The organism is Cupriavidus sp. IDO, from assembly GCF_000812465.1.
In the GTDB taxonomy this organism is placed as follows: Bacteria; Pseudomonadota; Gammaproteobacteria; order Burkholderiales; family Burkholderiaceae; genus Cupriavidus.
Map to the genome: position 1 here is coordinate 1 of NZ_JWMA01000047.1, position 18,773 is coordinate 18,773.

Sequence of the window (18,773 nt, forward strand, 5' to 3'; positions counted from 1 at the left end):
AGTCTGCAACCAGTCCTGCTCAAGCCGGCATGTTCGTCTTACCTTGCAAACCGGGGCGCGTTCATATAAGTAGGTCGCCCCTTCAGGGGCGAAACCTGGGGCGGTCGACCTTCGACAACGCCAAACCGTAGGCAGCCACCAACCCCAGATGCACAACCCCCTACGTATGCACAGACTCCAACGCCTTCAGCGCCCTCCCCCTGGCCCCAAACCGCCGATTGATATAAGCCCGCATCGGTTTCTCGATGACGAAGTGAAGCAGGATCGCAATGCCGATCGTCAGCCCCAGCAGCAGCCCTAGCTGTACCGCCGCCGGCAGCCCCGCCAGGCTTGCCACCCGGCCTCGTGCGAACGCGAACAGATACTGGGGAATGCGCTGCACGATGTAGATGCAGTAGGAGACTTCGCCAAGGAACACAAGGGTACGCAGCGAGAGAACGCGGGTGAGCACGTCCCTGTCGTAGGCGAGGAAGAACACCAGCCCGGCCGCACCGGCCACGAACAGGGTATCCCGCCCCAGGCCGACGCCGAGTGCGCAAACGCATAGCGACAGCAGGGCACCGCCGGGGAAGCCGTTATAGCCAGGCATGGCTTCACGCAGGCGGCAAAGCAGCACGCCCAGCATGAATTCGGGGATCAGCCGCGCCACGCCTCCGCTGAGCGAAAGATGGTCCGGTGACGTCGCTTCCACGGCCTCCAGTGCCCCCAGGGCCAGGCAGGCCATCAGCAGGATGCGGACCTTCGAGAACCGCGGCGCCGCCAGAAGAAAGACCGGGAAAAACACATAGGCAAACCATTCGGCGCTGACGGACCATCCGACGTCGTTCCAGCCGCCTGCGCCGGCGTAGCGCCACGCGCTCACCAGGAACACCTCCTGCAGGAAACTCGACACGCCATAGCCAGTGGTTCCCACGAGCTGCGTGTGCAGGGCACGATCGCGGGCGATGACCGCCATGGCGAAGGCGAGCAGGCAGACCAGGTAGACCGGGTAGATGCGGGCGAGCCGGGCCACGATGAATTTCTTCACATTCAGCGGCTCGCCGGGCGCCGGATCGTAGTTATAAGCCAGGATGAAGCCGCTCAGGATGAAGAAGCCATCTACGCCCAGATAGCCATGGTCGAAGTAGGTGCTGGTAAAGCCGATGCCCAGGAACTGGGCGTCCGGCGCGTATGCGTGGAACCAGTGCCTGCATAGCACCCAAAGGGCCAGAAACAGTCGCAGACTCGTGAGTGAATTGAATTGGCGCATTGATGTCTCCCGTCGTTCCAATGCCGAGCCCCCTGATGGTTGATGTGAAATGCTCACGTCTGCGCGTGGCTTGTCCTATTCGGCGGTGCTTTCCGCGCCCCGGAAGGCCGCCGGGGCGTGTGGCGCTGCGCCGGCGCTCCCTTCGGCCAGAGCCTGCGGCGCGGCAAGCGACTCGAAGGCGCGGCCGCCGCCCTCGGCGGCATGGCGCAGGCCGATATGCCGTGCAATGCAGGGCGCGGCATACTTGGCCCCGTAAACGAAGCGCAGCACTGGCCCGAAGCTCAGGGCGGCCGCGGGCCCGGTGATATACAGGCCCGGCACCGAGGATTCGAAGTTTCGCGACAGATCGGACCATCCGCCGACGAGCGCCAGCGCGCCGACGATCTCCGGCGACAGGAAGCCGTGCTTCGCCATGTCGACCTTGAAGCCGGTGGCGACAACGACGTGGTCGCCGGTGACGGTTGCCGGACCGTTCTCGCCGGTCACCTCGAGCACGACTTCGCTCCCGCGCAAGGCGACGTGCCCGACTGCCGTGTTCATCGAGAGCTCGATCCTGCCCGCCACCCGGTCACGCAGCCACCACGCGCCGGACGGGCCGAACGAGGTCTCGGCGATGCGTTTGCGAAGTCGCTGTCCCACCGCCCGGAAGAGGTACGGAAATTCCGAGAGGACATACGGATACCAGCCCTGGGCCAGGCCGCCCTCGGGACTCAGCATCCGCGAGACCAGGCTGCGACCGACTTCCGGATCCTTGTTCCAGGTGATGCTGTCGCCCCGGACCAGCACGCGCACATGCGCGCCCAGTTCGTTGAACAACGCCGCAAGGCCGAGGGCCGACTGTCCACCGCCGACGATCACGACGCGCTTGCTCCGGGCCCACATCAGGTTGCCGATTTCGCCGGAGTGCAGGACGTACGGCTTTGGCAACCCTTGCAGGGCCGACGGCGTGTATTCGAACCCCTTCAGCCCGAGGGCGACCACTGCGCGCCGGGCAAGCAGGGTACTCCCGTCGCTGAGCGTCAGGCGGAAGCAGCCGTCCTGGCGGCGCAGTTCCGTGACTTCCACCGTGCGGACGTGGCTGACGAGCTGCGACTGGAACCAGAGGCCATAGTCGACGAAGGTCTCGAGCGGAAGGCGCATGCCGATGGGGGCATACGGCAACCGGTTCTGCCGACAGTAGTCTTCCAGCCTGTAGCCTGCGTGCGGCGCATACAGGTCGGAAGCGAAGGCCTCCGAGCGCATCAGCATCCCGGGCGGCATGACATTGCGCCAGGCAAACATCGGCTCTCCGAGCACCTGGTGGGGCACTCCGGCTGCGCTGAGGTAGGCCGAAATCGACAGTCCGTACGGGCCAGCCCCGATAATCGCGGTGTCTGTGGACGAGATCATTGTTGTTCCTGTTGGGCGTCGTCGCGGCGGGTAGATGGAAACCAGCCGTTCCACCGTTGCAGCAGGCGGTCGAGCGGCTGGTTGAGGCAATAGTGATGGATGGCCGGCAGCGGGTCGTCCAGGCGGAAATAACCATCGAAGGTCCGGGCGCCAACGGGCATCAGGCTGGCAGGCGCGCTGCGGATGAAGGTCGCGCGCCAGACCGCTTCGGGCGGCGCCGTGGCCACCGGCAGGCCCGGCAGGCCCAGTTCATGGCGATACGCCGCCAGCGGGATGTTGACCCCGCACAGCGTGGCGATTTCCTCCTGCCAGTCGATTCGTCCTACGGTCGGCTCGATCATCACGAAGCGCCGGTGGATGTCGTCCCACTTGTACTCCATGCTCCCCATGCCGTCGAAGCCGGCGCACGCGGCGAAAGCGAACGTGATCCGCTCCAGTTCCTCGCGGGCTTCCGGGGCTGCCACGCAGACGGCGGTGCTGCCGATGTCCGGCGGCCAGCATGCGAGCTTTCTGCCCGTGAATGCCGCCGCGGCCTCGCCGTCCCTGCCGCGGTAGAAGAGGGTGAAATAGATGTTGCTCTGCGCGCCTTCGATCCATTCCTGTGCCACGATGCCGCCGGGCGTGCGCAGCATGGTGCGCGCATGGGCCTGCCCCTCTGGCAGCGATTCCACGCGGATCGCGCGCTCCTTGTTGCCGCTCAGCGCCTGGCGTTTGTCGTCGGGTTTGATCACGCAGGGAAAGCGCAGGTCCGACAGCAGGGGCACATCGAACTGCCCGTTCATGATGGCCGTGCGCGGCACCGGGAATTCGTGCTCTTCCGCAAATCTGTGGAACGCCGCCTTGCTGCTGAGCAACCGCACGCCCTGCGCGGATGGCATGCGGAACTGGTACCACGCCGACAGTTCCTCACGATTCTCCGATACGCTGTGAACGGCATCCTCGTCGGTCAGGAACAGCACCGGCCGATGGCCGAGTTGCCGGGCCAGCGCGATCATGCCTTCGACGAAGTTGCGTCCCACGAAGCTGCGAACGATATGCCGGCGGGCATGACGAGACCACGACGCTGGCGTGCCGCGCTTCGTGTCCGCCACGACGATGGGAATCCCTTGGCCTGATAGCGATCGCACCAGTCCAAGCCCGCCGAGTTCGCCGCCGACGACGACCGCCGCAGCCTGCTTTGCCGGATCGAGCGTGCTCTTCATCATGATTTCCAGGAAGCGGTAGGCACTGCACAAGAGGCGGAAAAGGGGCAGGAAGGGGACTTTCCTTGGAGCGCTTCGCACGATCCTGCCCATACTGTCGACACAGGTACCGGGGACGCATACTGCGTCGACATCGCCAATCTAGATCGACGCATTTGGGTTATCCGTACGGGGGCACACATACGCTGAGTTCTCATGTGGTGCGCCTGCGACGGGCACGTGACCGGAGGCTTCCTACCTACCGAAGCATGAATGCAGCTACACCCTATGGCTACTGTCGGCGCCGCGCGCCATGGCGCTAAATGCATGAGAGAGCGATTGCGCCTGACCGCCCAGGAGGAGACATGTCCTGTCAGTTGCCGGAGACCGATGCGCGGGAGAGCCTTGTCATCGTGGTGACGTCGGACGAGCCCGCGGGCTGGGAGCGATCGGTGCTGCAGCGCCTGCAGGCCTCGGGCACATGCCGCCTGATCGTGCGCGCGCTGGCGGCAATGAAAGCGCTGGACGATGTTCCCGCTGCCATCGATGGTGCGGACGCGTTGCCACTGTGTGCGCCGGTAACCACTATCGTCGATCTCAGCGGCGGACTCGGCACCGGCTGGAGCCGCTACGCGGGCGAGGGCGTGTGGCGCCTGTGCGACGGGCGCGGTCTTCCACCCGGGGCCCCGCACCATGGCCTGGAGACGCACGCCGGCGGTGATGGCATCCGTCTGCATCTGGTGGCCTGGAAGCCCTCGGGCGCGTTCCTGGTCGATACCGCCTCGGGCTATGCCGAACCCTGCGAGACGATCCCCGTCGAGCGGCTCGCCGTCATGGGTGCGTCGCTGCTGGTTTCCGCGCTGCGCGAGATCCGGGCCCTTGGCGGCCTGGCGCGGCACGAGGCATGGGCGGATCGCGAGGGCCGGATCCCCGCATGGCAGCGCTTGCTCTGGCGCGTGCGTGCCGCCGGCAGCCATGCGGCAATCCAGCTCAGGGGCTTTCTGCTGGTGGAGCAATGGATGGTGGGGATCGTCGACATGGCGTTCACCGAAGGCCTGCGCGCGCGGCAGCTGCCGGTGCGCTGGATCGGCGAGCGCATGCCGTGGCACTGCTGGGCCGACCCGTTCGGCGTGCCCGGCAGTCCCGACGAGATCTATTGCGAGGAGCTGGACCTGCAGCAGAACCTTGGCCGGATCATCAGGTTGAAGCTGGACGCGCAGGGCGTGCCCGCATGCGGGGGGCAGGTCGATCTCGGGCTGCCCGGGCATCTGTCGTTTCCCTACCTGTTCCGCCATGACGGGGTGCTGTATTGCGTGGCGGAGTCCTCGCAGAGCCGGCGCTGCGTGCTGAACCGCCAGGACGACGCGGGGGGCTGGCAGCAGGTCGCGGTGCTGCTGGAAGACATCGCTGCGGTCGACCCCACGATCTTCGAACACGACGGCTACTTCTGGCTGATCTACACGGATGTCTCGATGGGGCAGTTCGACAACGTGTGCCTGTGCTATGCCCGCGACCTGCTGGGGCCGTGGCAGCCGCATCCGCAGAACCCCGTCAAGTTCGATCACGGCTCGGCGCGTGCGGCCGGGTCGGTCGTGCGCGACGGAAACCGGCTGCTGCGCGTGGCGCAGGTCTGCAGGAGCAGCTACGGGCAGGCGATTGCCGTCAACCACATCGTGCATTGCACGCCGGAGTTCTATCGGGAAGAGACGGTCGGCATCGTCAGCCCGCAGGGGGACCACATCAACCCGGACGGGCTGCACACCATGTCGGACTGGGGCGGACGCATCGTGGTGGACGGCAAGCGCCATCTCTTCAACGGCAGGGTGCTGTGGCACAGGATCGTGTCGCGCCTCGCCCGCGCCCTGCGCCTGCCGGCGCCTACTCGAACCCCATCTCGCGCAGCATCGCGGCGTTGACCTTGCGCACGTCATACCGGCTCTCGGCGATCTGCCGGGAGCGCTGGCCCATGCGTACGACCTTCTCCCAGTCCTCGATCAGCTGGATCATGGCCTGCTCGAGCGCGCCGGCCGACCCGACCGGCACCAGCAGGCCGTTGTCGCCGTCGACCACGGTCTCGCGGCAGCCTGGCGCATCGGTGGTGATGATGGGGCGGCCCATCGCCATGGCTTCGAGCACGGAGCGCGGGGTGCCTTCCCGGTAGGACGGCAGCACGTAGACATTGCAGCCGGCAATCGCCGGGCGGACGTCCGACAGCCGGCCCAGGAACTCGACGGTGCCGTCGGCCACCCATGCGTCCAGTTCGTGCTGCGCAATCGCGTCGGGGCCGGTGTCGATCCAGCCGACCAGGCTGAAGCGCGCGCTGGCGCCCCGCGCCCGGATGCGCCGCGCCGCCTCGGCATACTCGCGCACGCCCTTGTCACCGAGCAGGCGGGCGATCAACAGGAAGCGCGGGCCGTCATCGGGAAGCGGTTCGACCCGGAAACTGGCGACATCGACGCCGGAGCCGTTGACAATGCACGAACGCTTGCCGGGCGGCAGGATCTCTGACCGGCGGAACAGTGCCTCGTCGTCGGGATTCTGGAAGAAGGTGGTGTGCGCCCGGCTGAGCGCCAGCGCGTACAGCCGCTGCACCACGGCGCGCAGCCCGTTCCTGCCATTGCCCTCGCGAAAGGTGTAGCCCAGCCCGGTGATCAGCGCGAAGCGGCGCGGCACGCGGGCCAGCCAGGCCGCCAGCATGCCGTAGATCACCGGCTTGACGGTGTAGCTCATCACGCAGTCAGGCCTGACCCGCCGCATCAGCCGATGCAGGGCGAGCAGGGTGCGCGCGTCGGCCAGGGGGTTCATGCCGGTACGTTCCAGGGGAACGTGATGCACGATCATGCCGCGCGACTCCAGCGCGGCGCGCACCGGATGCCCTGCGTGCAGGTCCGGCGCGGCGACATGGATCTCCAGCCCCTTCTCCTGCAGGGCCATCAGCAGCGCGCCGCGAAACGTGATCAGCGATTCCGCAAGGCTGGCGATCATCAGGAAGCGCATGCCGGCCTCCGCCTGGACGCAGGTTCCGATACCGGCTGCGCGGATGCTTTCTCCGCGGTTTCTTGTGCCAGCCAGGCCTGGAACATCAGCACGCACCACAGCGGATGCTGCCAGTTGCGCCGGCCGGCGAGATGCTCGGCCCACCGCTTGCGAATCGGCTCCGGATTCAGGTAGCCCTCGCGCCGCAGGCGCTGCGCGTCAAGGAGATCCTCGGCCCAGTCACGCAGCGGCCCGCGCAGCCAGCTGTCGATCGGGACGCCGAATCCTGCCTTGGGCCGCTCGATCAGCGTGCGTGGCACGTAACGGTCAAGCACCCGCCTCAGCGCCCACTTGGTGGTGTAGCCGGCGCCTTCGCGGCGTATCTTGCAGGCCAGCGGCAGGCGCCAGGCGAATTCGACCACGTTGTGGTCGAGGAATGGCACGCGCGTCTCGAGGCTTTGTGCCATGGCGGCGCGGTCGACCTTGGCGAGGATGTCGTCGGGCAGATAGGTCAGCATGTCGAATGCCATCATGCGCTCGACGTCGCCCAGCGTTTCGAGCGAACGCCTGGTGCTTTCCGGCAATGCGGCAGGCTCCGCGCCGCCGATGACGATGGCGTTCGGGAACGGCCACTGCGAAACCATGCCGCGGTAGAGCTCGGAAGCCGAGCGCGCCGCCATGACATCGGCGCCCTTGTGGATCTTCTCGCCGACATTGACCCAGCGCGAAGCCATGGGGAACAATGCCGCGATCTGGTTGATCCGGTGCGGCGAGAGACGGGTCAGTCCCCATGCCGCCGCGATCCGCATCGGACGCGGAATGCGCGCAAGCCGATGCCACAGCTCGGCCGTGATCTGGTAGCGGTTATAGCCGCCGAACAGTTCATCGCCGGCGTCGCCCGAGAGCGACACCGTCACGTGCTGCCTGGCCAATGCGCTCACCAGCAGGGTCGGGATCTGCGAGGAGTCGGCGAACGGCTCGTCATAGAACCTGGGCAGGCCGGGGATGACGGCCATTGCGTCCTCCGGCGTGACGTACAGCTCGGTATGGCTCGTGCCCAGGTGCCGGGCGACGGCTTTCGCGTGCGCGGCCTCGTTGTAGACCGCGTCATGGAAGCCGATCGAGAACGTGCGGATCGGCCGCGGCGACTGTGCCTGCATCAGCGCCACCACGGTCGAGGAATCGATGCCGCCGGAAAGAAAGGCGCCCAATGGCACATCCGCCATCATCTGGCCGCGCACGGCGCCGCGCAGCAGCGTCTCCAGGCTGTCCACAGCCTCCTCGGGGCTGCCGGGGAAGGGGTCTTGCACGCCCCGCAGCGCTACCGCCGCGCCGGACCAGTAAGGGTGCAGCACCGGCTCGGGCGCCTGCATGGAGACGGTCAGCAGATGGGCCGGCGGCAACTTGGCAATGCCCTGATAGATGGCATGGGCGCCGCCGACGTTGTTGTGGCGCATATACAGGCACAGCGCATCGCGGCTGATACGGCCCTCGAATGCCGGGTGCGGTCGCAGGGCCTTGAGTTCCGACCCGAAGAGGAAGGTACGGCGCCTGCCGTTTCCCTGCCAGCCATAGTAAAGCGGCTTCTCGCCGAGCCGGTCGCGCGCCAGCGTCAGCGTGCGCGTGTGCCGGTCCCACAACGCGAAGGCGAACATCCCTGCCGCGCGCCGGACGGTGGCATCGACGCCCCAGGCGTCGATGCCGGCGAGCAGTGTTTCGGTGTCCGAGTGCCCGCGCCACCGGGGCGCCGCGCCGGCGCATTCCAGTTCGGCACGGATGTCGAGATGGTTGTAGATCTCGCCGTTGAACGCAATGACATAGCGGCCACTGGCCGCCGCCATCGGCTGGTTGCCGGCAGCAGAGAGATCGACGATCGCCAGGCGCCGGTGCGCAAAGCCGAACGGCGCGTTCGGGTCACACCAGAGGTCGCCGTGATCCGGGCCACGGTGGCGGATCCGGTTGGCCATTTCGGACAGCATGGCCGCACGGTCGGCCAGGGGGGCAGGCAAGCCGCCGAGAAATCCTGCGAATCCGCACATCGTTGTCTTCCGGTTACGCTCAGGCGTCCAGCACCTGTTGCCTCTGCACGTACCAATGCATCGCCTCGGCCAGTCCCTCGCGGATGCGGTGGGTGGGCCGGTATCCCAGCTGCTGCTGCGCCTTGCCGATGTCGGCCTGGCTGTGGCGCACATCGCCGGCCCGGAATGCGCGATAGACCGGCTCGGTGTCGGCGGCGATGCCGTAGGGTCCGAGCCCGTCGCGAAGCAGCCGGAACAGCGTGGCCAGCGTGGTGCGGTCGCCGACGGCGACGTTGTAGACCTGGCTGTCGCCCTCCCCGCCCTCCCCGCCCGCGCTGGCCGCGGCCAGCAGGTTGGCCTGCACGGCGTTCGCCACATAGCAGAAGTCGCGGCTGGTTTCTCCGTCGCCGTTGATGTAGACGGCTTCACGCCGCAACAGGGTCGCAATCCATCTGGGGATGACGGCCGCATAGGCGCCGTTGGGGTCCTGCCGCGGCCCGAACACATTGAAGTAGCGCAGGCCGACGGCATGCACGTCGTAGCAGCGGGCGAAGACATCGGCGTACAGCTCGTTGGCGTACTTGGTGACAGCGTAGGGACTCAACGGCTTGCCGATGCGGTCTTCCACCTTTGGCAGGCCCGGGTGGTCGCCGTAGGTGCTGCTGCTGGCCGCATAGACGAAGGTCTTGACCTGCGCGTCGCGGGCGGCCACCAGCATGTTCAGGAAGCCGCTGATGTTGACGCTGTGGGTGGCGATGGGGTCTTCCAGGCTGCGCGGGACCGAGCCGAGCGCCGCCTGGTGCAGCACGAAATCCACCGGATACAGGCCAGCTGCCGCTCCCCGTGGCTCGGGCGCGCGAAAGAGCATGGCGCTGCGGCAATGCTCCAGGTTGCGGATGTCGCCTTCGACGAACTGGAAATTGGCCCACTGCCTGTCCGACACCAGCGCCTCGACCTCGGAGAGATTGCGGCGGTGGCCGGTGGAAAAATTGTCCAGGCCCACCACGCGCTGGCCGAGCCGCAACAACGCTTCCAGCAGGTTGCTGCCGATGAATCCCGCGACGCCGGTGACGAGCCACGTGCATGGCGTGGCGGCCAGGCGAGCCTGGAGGTGCGCGTAGGCGTTGGCTTCCATTGTGGACGATTCCTTCGCTGTGCCGGCACGCCGGCTGGTCAGGCATTCCTGCCTGCGTTGCTACAGGCGCGCATCGACTTCGCTCCTCGGCAGGATCCCTTTCACGTCGAACAGCACCGCATGGGGCTTGCCGAAGGCCTTGATGGCACGCACGCCCATGGTGACGAACTGGTGGTGCGGGACGGCCAGCACGATGGCGTCGTACTGGTCGTGCCGAGGCGGCTCGCGCAGGCACGCCAGGCCGTATTCCGCCTCGGCTTCCTCGACATTGATCCAGGGGTCGTAGACGTCGATGTCGGCGTTGTAGCTGCGCAGCGTCGTCACGATATCCACGGCCTTGGTGTTGCGCACGTCCGGGCAGTTCTCCTTGAAGGTCAGCCCGAGCACCAGCACGCGGCTGCCCAGCACCGGAATGCCCCGGCGCAACATGAGCTTGACCACCTCGTCGGCCACGTGGAACGCCATCTTGTCGTTGATGCGCCTTCCGGCCAGGATCACCTGCGGGTGATAGCCGACCTCCTGTGCCTTGTGCGTCAGATAGTAGGGATCGACGCCAATGCAGTGTCCGCCCACCAGCCCCGGGCGGAACGGCAGGAAGTTCCACTTGGTGCCGGCGGCCCTCAGCACTTCGAGCGTGTCGATGCCCAGCTTGTGGAAGAGCAGGCTGAGTTCGTTCATCAGTGCGATGTTCACGTCGCGCTGGGTGTTCTCGATGACCTTCGCGGCCTCTGCCACGCGGATGCTGCTCGCCCGGTGCGTGCCGGCCACGATGATCTTCTTGTAGAGCTCGTCGATGGCCTCGCTCACTTCCGGGGTGCTGCCGCTGGTGACCTTGCGGATATCCGGCAGGCGGTGTTCCCGGTCGCCAGGGTTGATGCGTTCGGGGCTGTATCCGCAGAAGAAGTCCACGTTGAACTGGAGGCCGCTGTGCCGTTCCAGCACCGGCACGCAGATTTCCTCGGTGGCGCCCGGGTAGACGGTGGATTCGTAGATCACCACGGCGCCCGGCGTGATCGCCTTGCCCACGGTCTCGCTCGCCAGGATCAGCGGCATCAGGTCCGGGCGCTTGGCCTTGTCCACCGGCGTGGGTACGGTCACGATAAAGACCTGGCAGTCCTTCAGCGCCGCGGGGTCGCTGCTGTAGTGCAGGTGGCGCGCGCTGCGCAGATCGTCCGCGCAGACCTCCAGTGTGGCATCCTGGCCGCTGCGGAGCTCGTCGACCCGCGCGGCATTGATGTCAAAGCCCAGGACGGGCCGCTGCTTGCCGAACTCCACGGCGAGGGGCAGTCCGACATAACCAAGACCGATGATGGCGATTTGTGTGTGACTGAGGTCCATGACCGTGATCTTCCGAATTGGATACGCCTGGCGGCGGCACGGAGGTGCCGACTCTTGAAAAAATTATCGGTCCGGGCAGCGTGCCGTGCGTGCGGGTCTGTGTCCTGACGTACACAGGCCGGCACGCGTGCGGCGCTTGCGGCCCGTGCTATGCCATGCCGATCTCGTGCGCGTTTGTTTCTCCCAGCACGCCCGACAACAGGCGCTCCCAGCGTGCCGCGATCTCGTCCGGCGCGAACCTGTGTACGTTGCGTCGGCCCGCTTCGGCCAGGCGGTCGGCAAGTTCGGGACTGCCGATGACCGTCGCAATGCCGCGCGCCAGGCCAGCGGGGTCGTCCACCGCGCTGACCTGGGCGTTCTCGCCGTGCGTGAGCAAGGCCCTGACGCCCGTTTCGCAGTTGGTGGCGATGATCGGAAGGCCATACGCCATCGCCTCGACCAGCACCAGCGGGAAGCCCTCGTAGCGGGAGCTCAGGCACAGCAGCGAGGCGTCCTGGTACACCGCCTCGATGTCGCTGCGCGCCGGCTCCAGGCGCACCAGCTCGCGCAGGCCGAGCTGGTCGCGCAGCCGCGTCAGTGGCTCGAGCAGCTCGCCGCTGCCCACGATCCGCAAGCGCCAGTCAGGAAAGACTTTGGCCACGGACACCCAGGCCTGGAGCAGCACGTCGAAGCCCTTGACCTCGGTCAGTCGCCCCACGGCGACGGCCGTCTTCGATGTGCGCGGCGCCGGCTGTGCGGGGACGGGGAATGCGAGGGCATTGGGGATGACGTCGATATTCGTGCAGCGCAGGTTGCGAACCCATTTCTCGCGGTCCAGCTCGGTCAGCACCACGATGCGGTCGCAGGTGCGCGCGCTCAGCCGGCGGGCGAGGCGGCGTGCCGGCAGCCCGAGATCCTGGTCGAAGTTGCAGTGCTCCCAGGCAACGCGCCGTACATCGATGCCCAGGCACGCGGGCAGGGTGAACAGCGTCAGCAGGGGGTCGACTTCCACCAGCACCGAAATGCCGTGCCGCCGGATATAGCGGCGAATGCGCGCGACGGTGTGCGGGAAGTGCGTGCGGAAGGAGGGGCGCTGCTCGAACAGCGTCTCATGCTGCACGGCGGCTTCGAGCGGAAAACGGCTGTGCGCGCCGCAAAGGCTGAGAATGTGGACCCGGTGCCCGCGCCTGGCCAGTGCGTTCGCCATGGTGGCAGTCATGCGCTCGGCGCCGCCGAATGCGTCCAGCGTGCCGGTAAGGAAGCAGATCACTGGCCGCTCCCTTGCCTCGGGGCCGGGCGGCCGGCCCGGATCAGTGACAGCGCGCGGTGGCATCGACGGCCTCCATGCAGGGCGCCGCGCCGGCGCGGGCATATGTCGCGTATAGCCGCAGCCATTCGTTGGCGATGGCTTCGATGCTGAAGGCGGAGGCGATGTGCTGATGCCGCGCGGCTTCGTCCGAGGATTCGCCGCGTCCGCGCGCGAGGGCATCGCGCATGGCGCCGGCCAGTGCCGCGGGATCTCCGCGTGCGACGGTGGTGCCCGCATTCCCCATCAGGGCCGCGACGCCGGAGGCATCGGTGGCTACCACCGGGCATCCGCACGCCAGCGCCTCGCCGACCACCAGCGGCATCCCTTCGATGCGGGACGAAAGCACGAACAGATCCGCCGCGTTCAGTAATGCAGGCACATCCTGCCGCTGGCCCAGCAACCGCACGCTTGCGGCGAGACCGCGTTCGGCGATGCGCTGCGCGAGGGCGGCGCGCAGCGGGCCTTCGCCGGCGATCATCAGCGTGGTGCCAGGCGCCGGGGATATTTCGGCGAAGGCGTCGATAAGGTCCGCCTGTGCCTTTTCCCACACGAGCCGGCCCACGTTCAGGACCAGCCGGTCGGTCTCGCGCAGGCCGAGTGCCGCGCGGGTGGCGGCACGGGTTTGCGCGCAGGGACGGTAGGTGGCCGTGTCGATGCCGTTGGGGATGACGATGATCCGCTTCTCCGGCGCCGCGCGGACTGCGATCATGGCCTGGCGCCCTTCATCGCTGACGTGGGTGGTGAGATCGCCCCAACGATCGGTCAGGCGGTAGGCAAGCATGCGCAGCGCACCACCCTGGAAATAGCTGTGGGCGGTGCAGACGGTTGCCGGAACCGGGCATATGCGCGTCAGCGCGCGGGCAAACAGGTTCGCGTGAACCATGTGGGCATGAACAACATCCGGCCGCCAGCGCAGCACGAACCGGCGGACCTGCATGAGCGCAGCCAGCATTGCCGCCGGCGTCTTGCGCATGGTCAGCATGATGGTCTCGATGCCGTCAGGAAGCTCGACCTCGCAGCCCGGCAGCAGACTGACCACGCAGACCGCATGTCCGAGCGCCACATATTTGCGCGCGAGTGCGGCCACCTGCTGCTCCGCGCCACCGAGGCGCAGGCAGGTGACGAGCAGCATGATCCGCATCGGCCCGGCATGCCTTCCCAATCGGCTCTGATCCATCCTGTCTCCGCAGCGTTGTTGAAGCGGTCGCAGCAACCGTATCGCGCGGGGCGGGCGCCATCTGTTCGGCGCCGAACGCAGGCCGGAAGCCCGGCGCCATGCTGGCCCGCGAGGTTCTGTGGTGCAAACCACGTTCCGGAGGCCTCAGGTGCTTCACAGGGGCGGACGAATCCGGTTTCATATCCCCTGTATCTGGCTCTGGCGGTGTGAACGGATCATGAAGCGCGCTCTGGATGTTGTCGTCGCGTCGGTGGCCCTGGTGGTGCTGGCGCTTCCCCTGCTCATCGTGATGGGGCTGGTTCGCTGGAAACTGGGCAGTCCGGTCTTCTTCCGGCAGACACGGGCCGGTCTCGACGGCGAGCCTTTCGAATGCATCAAGTTCCGCACCATGACGGACGAGCGCGGCCCCGATGGCGAACTGCTGCCCGATACCGAACGCATCACGCCGTTCGGCTGGTGGATCCGGCGCACCAGCATCGATGAACTCCCCGAGCTGTGGTGCGTGCTCAGAGGCGACATGAGCCTGGTCGGGCCGCGCCCTCTGCTGATGGATTATCTCTTGTGCTATTCGCCCGAACAGGCGCGGCGGCTGCTGGTCAAGCCTGGCATCAGCGGATGGGCGCAGGTCAACGGCCGCAATTCGCTGAGCTGGGAGGAGAAGTTCAGGCTGGACGTCTGGTACGTGGACCACCAGTCGCTCTGGCTCGATCTCAGGATCCTGTGGCGCACGATCGGCACGGTGCTTGCCAAGGAGGACATCAGCGCTGCCGGCGAAGTCTCGGCGACGCGCTTCTGCGGTAGCGACAGGACGCAATAGCTGTCCGGCCTGCGCTGCAAACTCTGGGAACTGGAAATGCTCAATACCGAATTCTCCCCGTGGCCGAGCTTCAGTCAGGAAGAGGCCCAGGAAGTGCAGCGTGTCCTGCTTTCGAACCGTGTCAACTACTGGACCGGCACCGAATGCCGCGACTTTGAAGCAGAGTTCGCCGCCTGGTGCGGCGCGGCGCATGCGGTGGCCCTGGCAAACGGCACGCTGGCGCTCGATGCCGCGCTGCGGGCGCTGGATATCGGGCCGGGCGACGAGGTGGTGGTGACACCCCGCACCTTCCTCGCCAGCGTCTCGTGCGTCGTCAATGCGGGGGCGAAGCCGGTGTTCGCGGACGTCGAGCCGGACAGCGGCAATCTCAGCGCCGCCACCATCGCGGCGGTGCTGACGCCGCGCACGCGCGCCGTCATCTGCGTGCACCTGGCTGGACTGCCCTGCGACATGGATCCGATCATGGCGCTGGCGCAGGAGCGTGGCCTCAAGGTGATCGAGGACTGCGCGCAGGCCCACGGTGCCGTCTACAAGGGCCGGATGGTCGGCACCATCGGTCATGTCGGCGCCTGGTCCTTCTGCCAGGACAAGATCATGACGACCGGTGGCGAGGGCGGCATGGTCACCACCGACGACCCCGCGCTGTGGTCGCTTATGTGGTCATACAAGGACCACGGCAAGAGCTGGGAGGCGCTGTATGAGCGCGCGCATCCGCCGGGCTTCCGCTGGGTGCACGACTCCTTCGGCACAAACTGGCGCATGACCGAGATGCAGGCCGCGATCGGGCGCATCCAGTTGCGGCGCATGGCGGGCTGGCACGCGCGGCGCGCGGGCAACGCAATGGCCCTTGCGGACACGCTGGGGGCGTGCGATGCGCTGCACGTGCCGCTGCCGCCCGCCGGCGTGGAGCATGCCTGGTACAAGTTCTATGCCTACGTGCAGCCGCAGCGCCTTGCCGAGGGCTGGAGCCGCGACAGCATCATGGCGGCCATCAACGCGGCCGGGGTGCCCTGCTATTCGGGCATCTGCTCGGAGGTCTACCTGGAAAAGGCGTTCGACGGCACCGGATGGCGCCCGTCCGCGCGCTTGCCGGTGGCCAGGGCGCTGGGCGAGACCAGCCTGATGTTCCTGGTGCATCCCACGCTGACGGACGAGGAGGTGCACAAGACCGGCCACGTCGTGCGCAGCGTGATGCAGCAGGCCGCGCGCCTGGCGGCCTGATGAGGGGGACTCGCGACGCTTGCGCCGCCTGCCGCTCCGGCGCAGCGCCGTCATCGCCATGATCACGTTCTTCTGGGACCATTTCCTCTACTTTGGCGAAAGCCGTCTGGCATTGCCGCTGGCGGTCTGGGTTGCCGTCTGCATCGGCGTGGCGGGGCAGGGCTGGCGCGCGCTGCGCTGGACGGGGTCGTTCGTCATTGGCGGCACGCTGCTGCTGGCGGCCAAGGCGGCGTTCAGCTACACCGGCTGGTCCGTCCCGTCCATCGGCCTCTACAGCGTCAGCGGGCACGCGATGCTGACGGCTTCGGTGTATCCCGTGCTGTTCATGTTGCTGGGCTCGGTGCTGGGCAAATACACCGGGTGGCTGGGGCTGGCCACGGGCGTGGGCCTGGCGCTGGTCATGCCGGTGGTGCTGGTGACCGATTTCTACCACACGATCAGCGAGACGCTGATCGGCCTGGGTGTCGGCTTCGCCATTGCAGGCGTGACGCTGTGGCGCTGGCGACCGGTGCGCATCGTCGATGTCTGCCTGACCATGGCGCTGCTGGTGCCGGTGGCGTTCCTGTTCGATCCGCGCGCCGTCGCCGAAGACATGCAGGGCGCGTTGCGCAGCCGCGCCGTGCAGTGGACCGGCGCAAGCGGCGAATACCTGCGCAGCATCGACCCCGATCCGGCAACGGGAAAGCCGGTGGTCTCCATCGAGTACTTCGAGGACGGGCGGGTCGTCAAGCCGGCGCAGCCAGCGGGATCGGCCCGTTCGGCAGAGCCTGCGAGCGGCTGATTGCCATGTTCGCCAAAGGGGCCATGGTGCATCGCTTTTGCATTGAAGGGGCGGGACGACACCCATGAAACCAGCTTTAGAATTCGGTTCGTTTTTCCATCTCGACCCGGCCATCCCGCTGGGCGGCGAGCCCTGGATGCGTCCGGGCGACCTGCTGACCGGCACCGGGCGCGATGCCCTGCGCGCCATCGTGGCGCAGGGGCGCTCGCACGGATGGCGGCGGCTCTATGCGCCCACCTACTACTGTCATACCGTGCTGGACGATGTCGCCGCCGACATCGACGTCCGCCTCTACCCGCACGCCCCGTTCGACGGCCCGACGCAGCTGGCGCTAGCCGACGACGAGGCGGCGATCGTCCCCGAGTATTTCGGCCTGCAGGCCACGGTTGAGGTGCGCGGCGGCAGCGTCCTGCTCGACCGTTCGCACGACCTGCTGGCCACCTGGTCATACGCGCGTGCGCCGGACTACGTGTTCGCGTCGCTGCGCAAGACCTTGCCCGTGCCGGACGGCGGGCTGGTGCGGCCGCCGGCCGGGTTGCCATGCCTGCACGCGCTGGCGCCCACGCCGATGCATCAGTACGCGTGCGCCAGCATGGCCGCGGCCATGGCGATGAAGGCGGCGTATCTGGCGGGTGCGCAGATTGCCAAGGCCGCCTACCTGGCGCTGGCCGGCGAAGGGGAGGCCGCGCTGCGGGGCGACGCCGGGATCTCCGGCCCGTCGGCGCTGACGCGAGCGCTGGCACCTGCCATGGATCTCCGAACGATGCGGCAGCGGCGGCACGACAACCTGGCGCTGCTGGGCGACCGCCTGGCCGGCTTGCCCGCCGAAGTGCAATGGCGGCAGACACCGGCCTTCGGCATCCTGCTGTGCGCCGATATGCGGGTGCGCGAACGCATGCGGCAAGGTCTGACCGCTGCGGAGGTCTATCCGGCGGTGCTGTGGCCCATGACCTGGGCAGAGGTTCCCGAGAGCAATCGCCGGCTGTCCGGGCGCATCCTGGTCGTGCATGCCGACTATCGCTACGCCCCGCGCGATATCGGGCGCCTCGGCGATATCATCCTGCGCATTGCCACCCACTGCGATATGCCTGACGAGGTCCAACGATGATGAAGACCCATGTGCTGGAGACCTCCAGCGCCGAATGGCTTGAGGTGCTCGCGCGTTGCCGGCACGACAGTCATCACCTGCCGGGATGGCAGCAGGCGGCGGAGCAGGCGGGCGGGGGCAAGGCGTTCGGCGTGCATGTCACGGATGGCAGCCATGTGCTGTTCATTCCGCTGTTGCGCAGGGACATCGGCGGCAGTGACTGGGATGCGAGCTCGGCCTACGGCTATCCCGGCCCGCTCGTCAGCGACGGCGCGCCCGGGCCGTTTGCGGACGCAGCGCTGTCCGCGGCCATGGACCTGCTGCGCGAGAACGGCTGTGTCTCGTGCTTTGTGCGGCTGAACCCTATCATCAATGCGCAATGGCGCAGTTCGGTCGGCACGCTGGTCGAGCATGGCATGACGGTTTCGATCGACCTCTCGAAGAGCGAGGCCGACCATTGGCGGGAAACCGTGCGCGGGCACAGGCGGGAGATCAGCGAGGCCATGCGGGCCGGCGTCACGGTCCGGCTGGACGAGACGCTGGAGACGCTGCCGCATTTCATCGGCCTCTACAACGCCTCCATGGACCGGCTGCATGCCTCCGAGTTTCTCTTCTTCAACGACGCCTACCACTACACCCTGGCCCGGTCGCTTGGCGACCGGTTCCGCCTGTTCGTGGCCGAAGAGGATGGCATCATCATCGGCGCCCTGACTGTCACGGTGTCCGGGGCCGCGGGCATCATGCAGGGAAACCTGACGGGCGTTGACGCACGATACCGGCACCGGCAGCCCGGGAAGATCATGCTGCATGCCATCCGGCAGTGGGGCCGGGAGCGGGGGCTCCGATACTTCCACCTCGGCGGAGGCCTCGGCGGATCGGCGGAGGACTCGCTGTTCCGCTTCAAGCGCGGGTTCTCGCAGGACACCCATGTCTTCCGCACACAGCGGGTGGTGCTCGATCCCGGCAAGTACCTGGAACTGTGTGGGGGCGTGTCTTCGGCGCTCGGGGAGCTGGGCGGATACTTCCCGGCCTATCGCAAGACCTAGGCAAGACCCGGGCAACACTTAAGAGGCGAGGAGCGGCGGCCACCCGTGCGGCGGCCGCCGATTTCAGTTT

15 protein-coding genes are annotated in these 18,773 nt (G+C 67.3%); 6 read left to right on the forward strand and 9 right to left on the reverse strand.

Going from position 1 to position 18,773, the window contains the following annotated elements; all coding sequences use genetic code 11:
* Positions 1 to 160: 160 nt before the first annotated feature.
* From RM96_RS16120 to RM96_RS16130, 3 genes are all read right to left on the reverse strand, one after another.
* A complete protein-coding gene (locus RM96_RS16120) occupies positions 161 to 1,249 on the reverse strand; it encodes an acyltransferase family protein (RefSeq protein WP_082016571.1) in 1,089 nt (362 codons plus the stop codon).
* Positions 1,250 to 1,324: 75 nt separating this feature from the next.
* Complete coding sequence (locus RM96_RS16125) at positions 1,325 to 2,638, reverse strand: FAD-dependent oxidoreductase (protein ID WP_052279538.1); 1,314 nt, start codon at positions 2,636 to 2,638, stop codon at positions 1,325 to 1,327.
* On the reverse strand, positions 2,635 to 3,843 hold the full coding sequence (locus RM96_RS16130; RefSeq protein ID WP_443112255.1) for a carboxylate--amine ligase: 1,209 nt from the start codon (positions 3,841 to 3,843) through the stop codon (positions 2,635 to 2,637). Before RM96_RS16130 ends, RM96_RS16125 begins: the two co-directional genes overlap by 4 nt.
* 341 nt (positions 3,844 to 4,184) lie before the next feature.
* On the opposite strand from RM96_RS16130, the gene RM96_RS16135 reads away from it, so the two are divergent.
* Positions 4,185 to 5,735 carry a glucosamine inositolphosphorylceramide transferase family protein gene (locus tag RM96_RS16135; RefSeq protein WP_193752464.1) on the forward strand — a complete coding sequence of 517 codons (1,551 nt, stop codon included), beginning with the start codon at positions 4,185 to 4,187 and terminating at the stop codon, positions 5,733 to 5,735.
* Here RM96_RS16135 and RM96_RS16140 read toward each other — a convergent pair.
* From RM96_RS16140 to RM96_RS16165, 6 genes are all read right to left on the reverse strand, one after another.
* Positions 5,698 to 6,816, reverse strand: a complete 1,119-nt coding sequence (locus RM96_RS16140) for a glycosyltransferase family 4 protein (protein WP_039011984.1) — start codon at positions 6,814 to 6,816, stop codon at positions 5,698 to 5,700. The genes RM96_RS16135 and RM96_RS16140 overlap by 38 nt on opposite strands.
* Positions 6,804 to 8,834, reverse strand: a complete 2,031-nt coding sequence (gene asnB, locus RM96_RS16145) for an asparagine synthase (glutamine-hydrolyzing) (RefSeq protein ID WP_039011986.1) — start codon at positions 8,832 to 8,834, stop codon at positions 6,804 to 6,806. Before asnB ends, RM96_RS16140 begins: the two co-directional genes overlap by 13 nt.
* A gap of 19 nt (positions 8,835 to 8,853) precedes the next feature.
* The gene (locus tag RM96_RS16150; protein ID WP_039011988.1) at positions 8,854 to 9,948 is read right to left on the reverse strand and encodes an NAD-dependent epimerase/dehydratase family protein; all 1,095 of its coding nucleotides are present in this window, start codon (positions 9,946 to 9,948) and stop codon (positions 8,854 to 8,856) included.
* Positions 9,949 to 10,008: 60 nt separating this feature from the next.
* Positions 10,009 to 11,286 (reverse strand): Vi polysaccharide biosynthesis UDP-N-acetylglucosamine C-6 dehydrogenase TviB, encoded by a 1,278-nt coding sequence (tviB, locus tag RM96_RS16155; protein ID WP_039011989.1) that lies wholly within the window; start codon positions 11,284 to 11,286, stop codon positions 10,009 to 10,011.
* Positions 11,287 to 11,434: 148 nt separating this feature from the next.
* Positions 11,435 to 12,598, reverse strand: coding sequence for a glycosyltransferase family 4 protein (locus RM96_RS16160; protein ID WP_082016572.1), 1,164 nt, complete (start codon positions 12,596 to 12,598; stop codon positions 11,435 to 11,437).
* On the reverse strand, positions 12,576 to 13,751 hold the full coding sequence (locus tag RM96_RS16165) for a glycosyltransferase (RefSeq protein ID WP_039011991.1): 1,176 nt from the start codon (positions 13,749 to 13,751) through the stop codon (positions 12,576 to 12,578). The genes RM96_RS16160 and RM96_RS16165 overlap by 23 nt, the downstream gene beginning before the upstream one ends.
* Before the next feature lie 217 nt (positions 13,752 to 13,968).
* Between RM96_RS16165 and RM96_RS16170 the strand changes: the two genes are divergently transcribed.
* The 5 genes from RM96_RS16170 to RM96_RS16190 all read left to right on the forward strand — a co-directional run bounded on the left by RM96_RS16170 (position 13,969) and on the right by RM96_RS16190 (position 18,703).
* Positions 13,969 to 14,568 (forward strand): sugar transferase, encoded by a 600-nt coding sequence (locus RM96_RS16170; RefSeq protein WP_039011993.1) that lies wholly within the window; start codon positions 13,969 to 13,971, stop codon positions 14,566 to 14,568.
* Between the two features lie 36 nt (positions 14,569 to 14,604).
* A complete protein-coding gene (locus RM96_RS16175; protein WP_039011994.1) occupies positions 14,605 to 15,789 on the forward strand; it encodes a DegT/DnrJ/EryC1/StrS family aminotransferase in 1,185 nt (394 codons plus the stop codon).
* Between the two features lie 19 nt (positions 15,790 to 15,808).
* Positions 15,809 to 16,570 carry a phosphatase gene (locus RM96_RS16180; protein WP_238587293.1) on the forward strand — a complete coding sequence of 254 codons (762 nt, stop codon included), beginning with the start codon at positions 15,809 to 15,811 and terminating at the stop codon, positions 16,568 to 16,570.
* 64 nt (positions 16,571 to 16,634) lie between these two features.
* On the forward strand, positions 16,635 to 17,678 hold the full coding sequence (locus RM96_RS16185; protein WP_039011995.1) for a hypothetical protein: 1,044 nt from the start codon (positions 16,635 to 16,637) through the stop codon (positions 17,676 to 17,678).
* A complete protein-coding gene (locus RM96_RS16190; protein ID WP_039011997.1) occupies positions 17,675 to 18,703 on the forward strand; it encodes a GNAT family N-acetyltransferase in 1,029 nt (342 codons plus the stop codon). The genes RM96_RS16185 and RM96_RS16190 overlap by 4 nt, the downstream gene beginning before the upstream one ends.
* Positions 18,704 to 18,773 lie beyond the last annotated feature (70 nt).

Excerpts from the sequence above, each read along its gene's own strand:
- RM96_RS16120 (WP_082016571.1), bottom strand. The coding sequence starts at position 1,249 with ATGCGCCAATTCAATTCACTCACGAGTCTGCGACTGTTTCTGGCCCTT.
- RM96_RS16125 (WP_052279538.1), bottom strand. The coding sequence starts at position 2,638 with ATGATCTCGTCCACAGACACCGCGATTATCGGGGCTGGCCCGTACGGA.
- RM96_RS16130 (WP_443112255.1), bottom strand. The coding sequence starts at position 3,843 with ATGATGAAGAGCACGCTCGATCCGGCAAAGCAGGCTGCGGCGGTCGTC.
- RM96_RS16135 (WP_193752464.1), top strand. The coding sequence starts at position 4,185 with ATGTCCTGTCAGTTGCCGGAGACCGATGCGCGGGAGAGCCTTGTCATC.
- RM96_RS16140 (WP_039011984.1), bottom strand. The coding sequence starts at position 6,816 with ATGCGCTTCCTGATGATCGCCAGCCTTGCGGAATCGCTGATCACGTTT.
- asnB (WP_039011986.1), bottom strand. The coding sequence starts at position 8,834 with ATGTGCGGATTCGCAGGATTTCTCGGCGGCTTGCCTGCCCCCCTGGCC.
- RM96_RS16150 (WP_039011988.1), bottom strand. The coding sequence starts at position 9,948 with ATGGAAGCCAACGCCTACGCGCACCTCCAGGCTCGCCTGGCCGCCACG.
- tviB (WP_039011989.1), bottom strand. The coding sequence starts at position 11,286 with ATGGACCTCAGTCACACACAAATCGCCATCATCGGTCTTGGTTATGTC.
- RM96_RS16160 (WP_082016572.1), bottom strand. The coding sequence starts at position 12,598 with ATGCCACCGCGCGCTGTCACTGATCCGGGCCGGCCGCCCGGCCCCGAG.
- RM96_RS16165 (WP_039011991.1), bottom strand. The coding sequence starts at position 13,751 with ATGGATCAGAGCCGATTGGGAAGGCATGCCGGGCCGATGCGGATCATG.
- RM96_RS16170 (WP_039011993.1), top strand. The coding sequence starts at position 13,969 with ATGAAGCGCGCTCTGGATGTTGTCGTCGCGTCGGTGGCCCTGGTGGTG.
- RM96_RS16175 (WP_039011994.1), top strand. The coding sequence starts at position 14,605 with ATGCTCAATACCGAATTCTCCCCGTGGCCGAGCTTCAGTCAGGAAGAG.
- RM96_RS16185 (WP_039011995.1), top strand. The coding sequence starts at position 16,635 with ATGAAACCAGCTTTAGAATTCGGTTCGTTTTTCCATCTCGACCCGGCC.
- RM96_RS16190 (WP_039011997.1), top strand. The coding sequence starts at position 17,675 with ATGATGAAGACCCATGTGCTGGAGACCTCCAGCGCCGAATGGCTTGAG.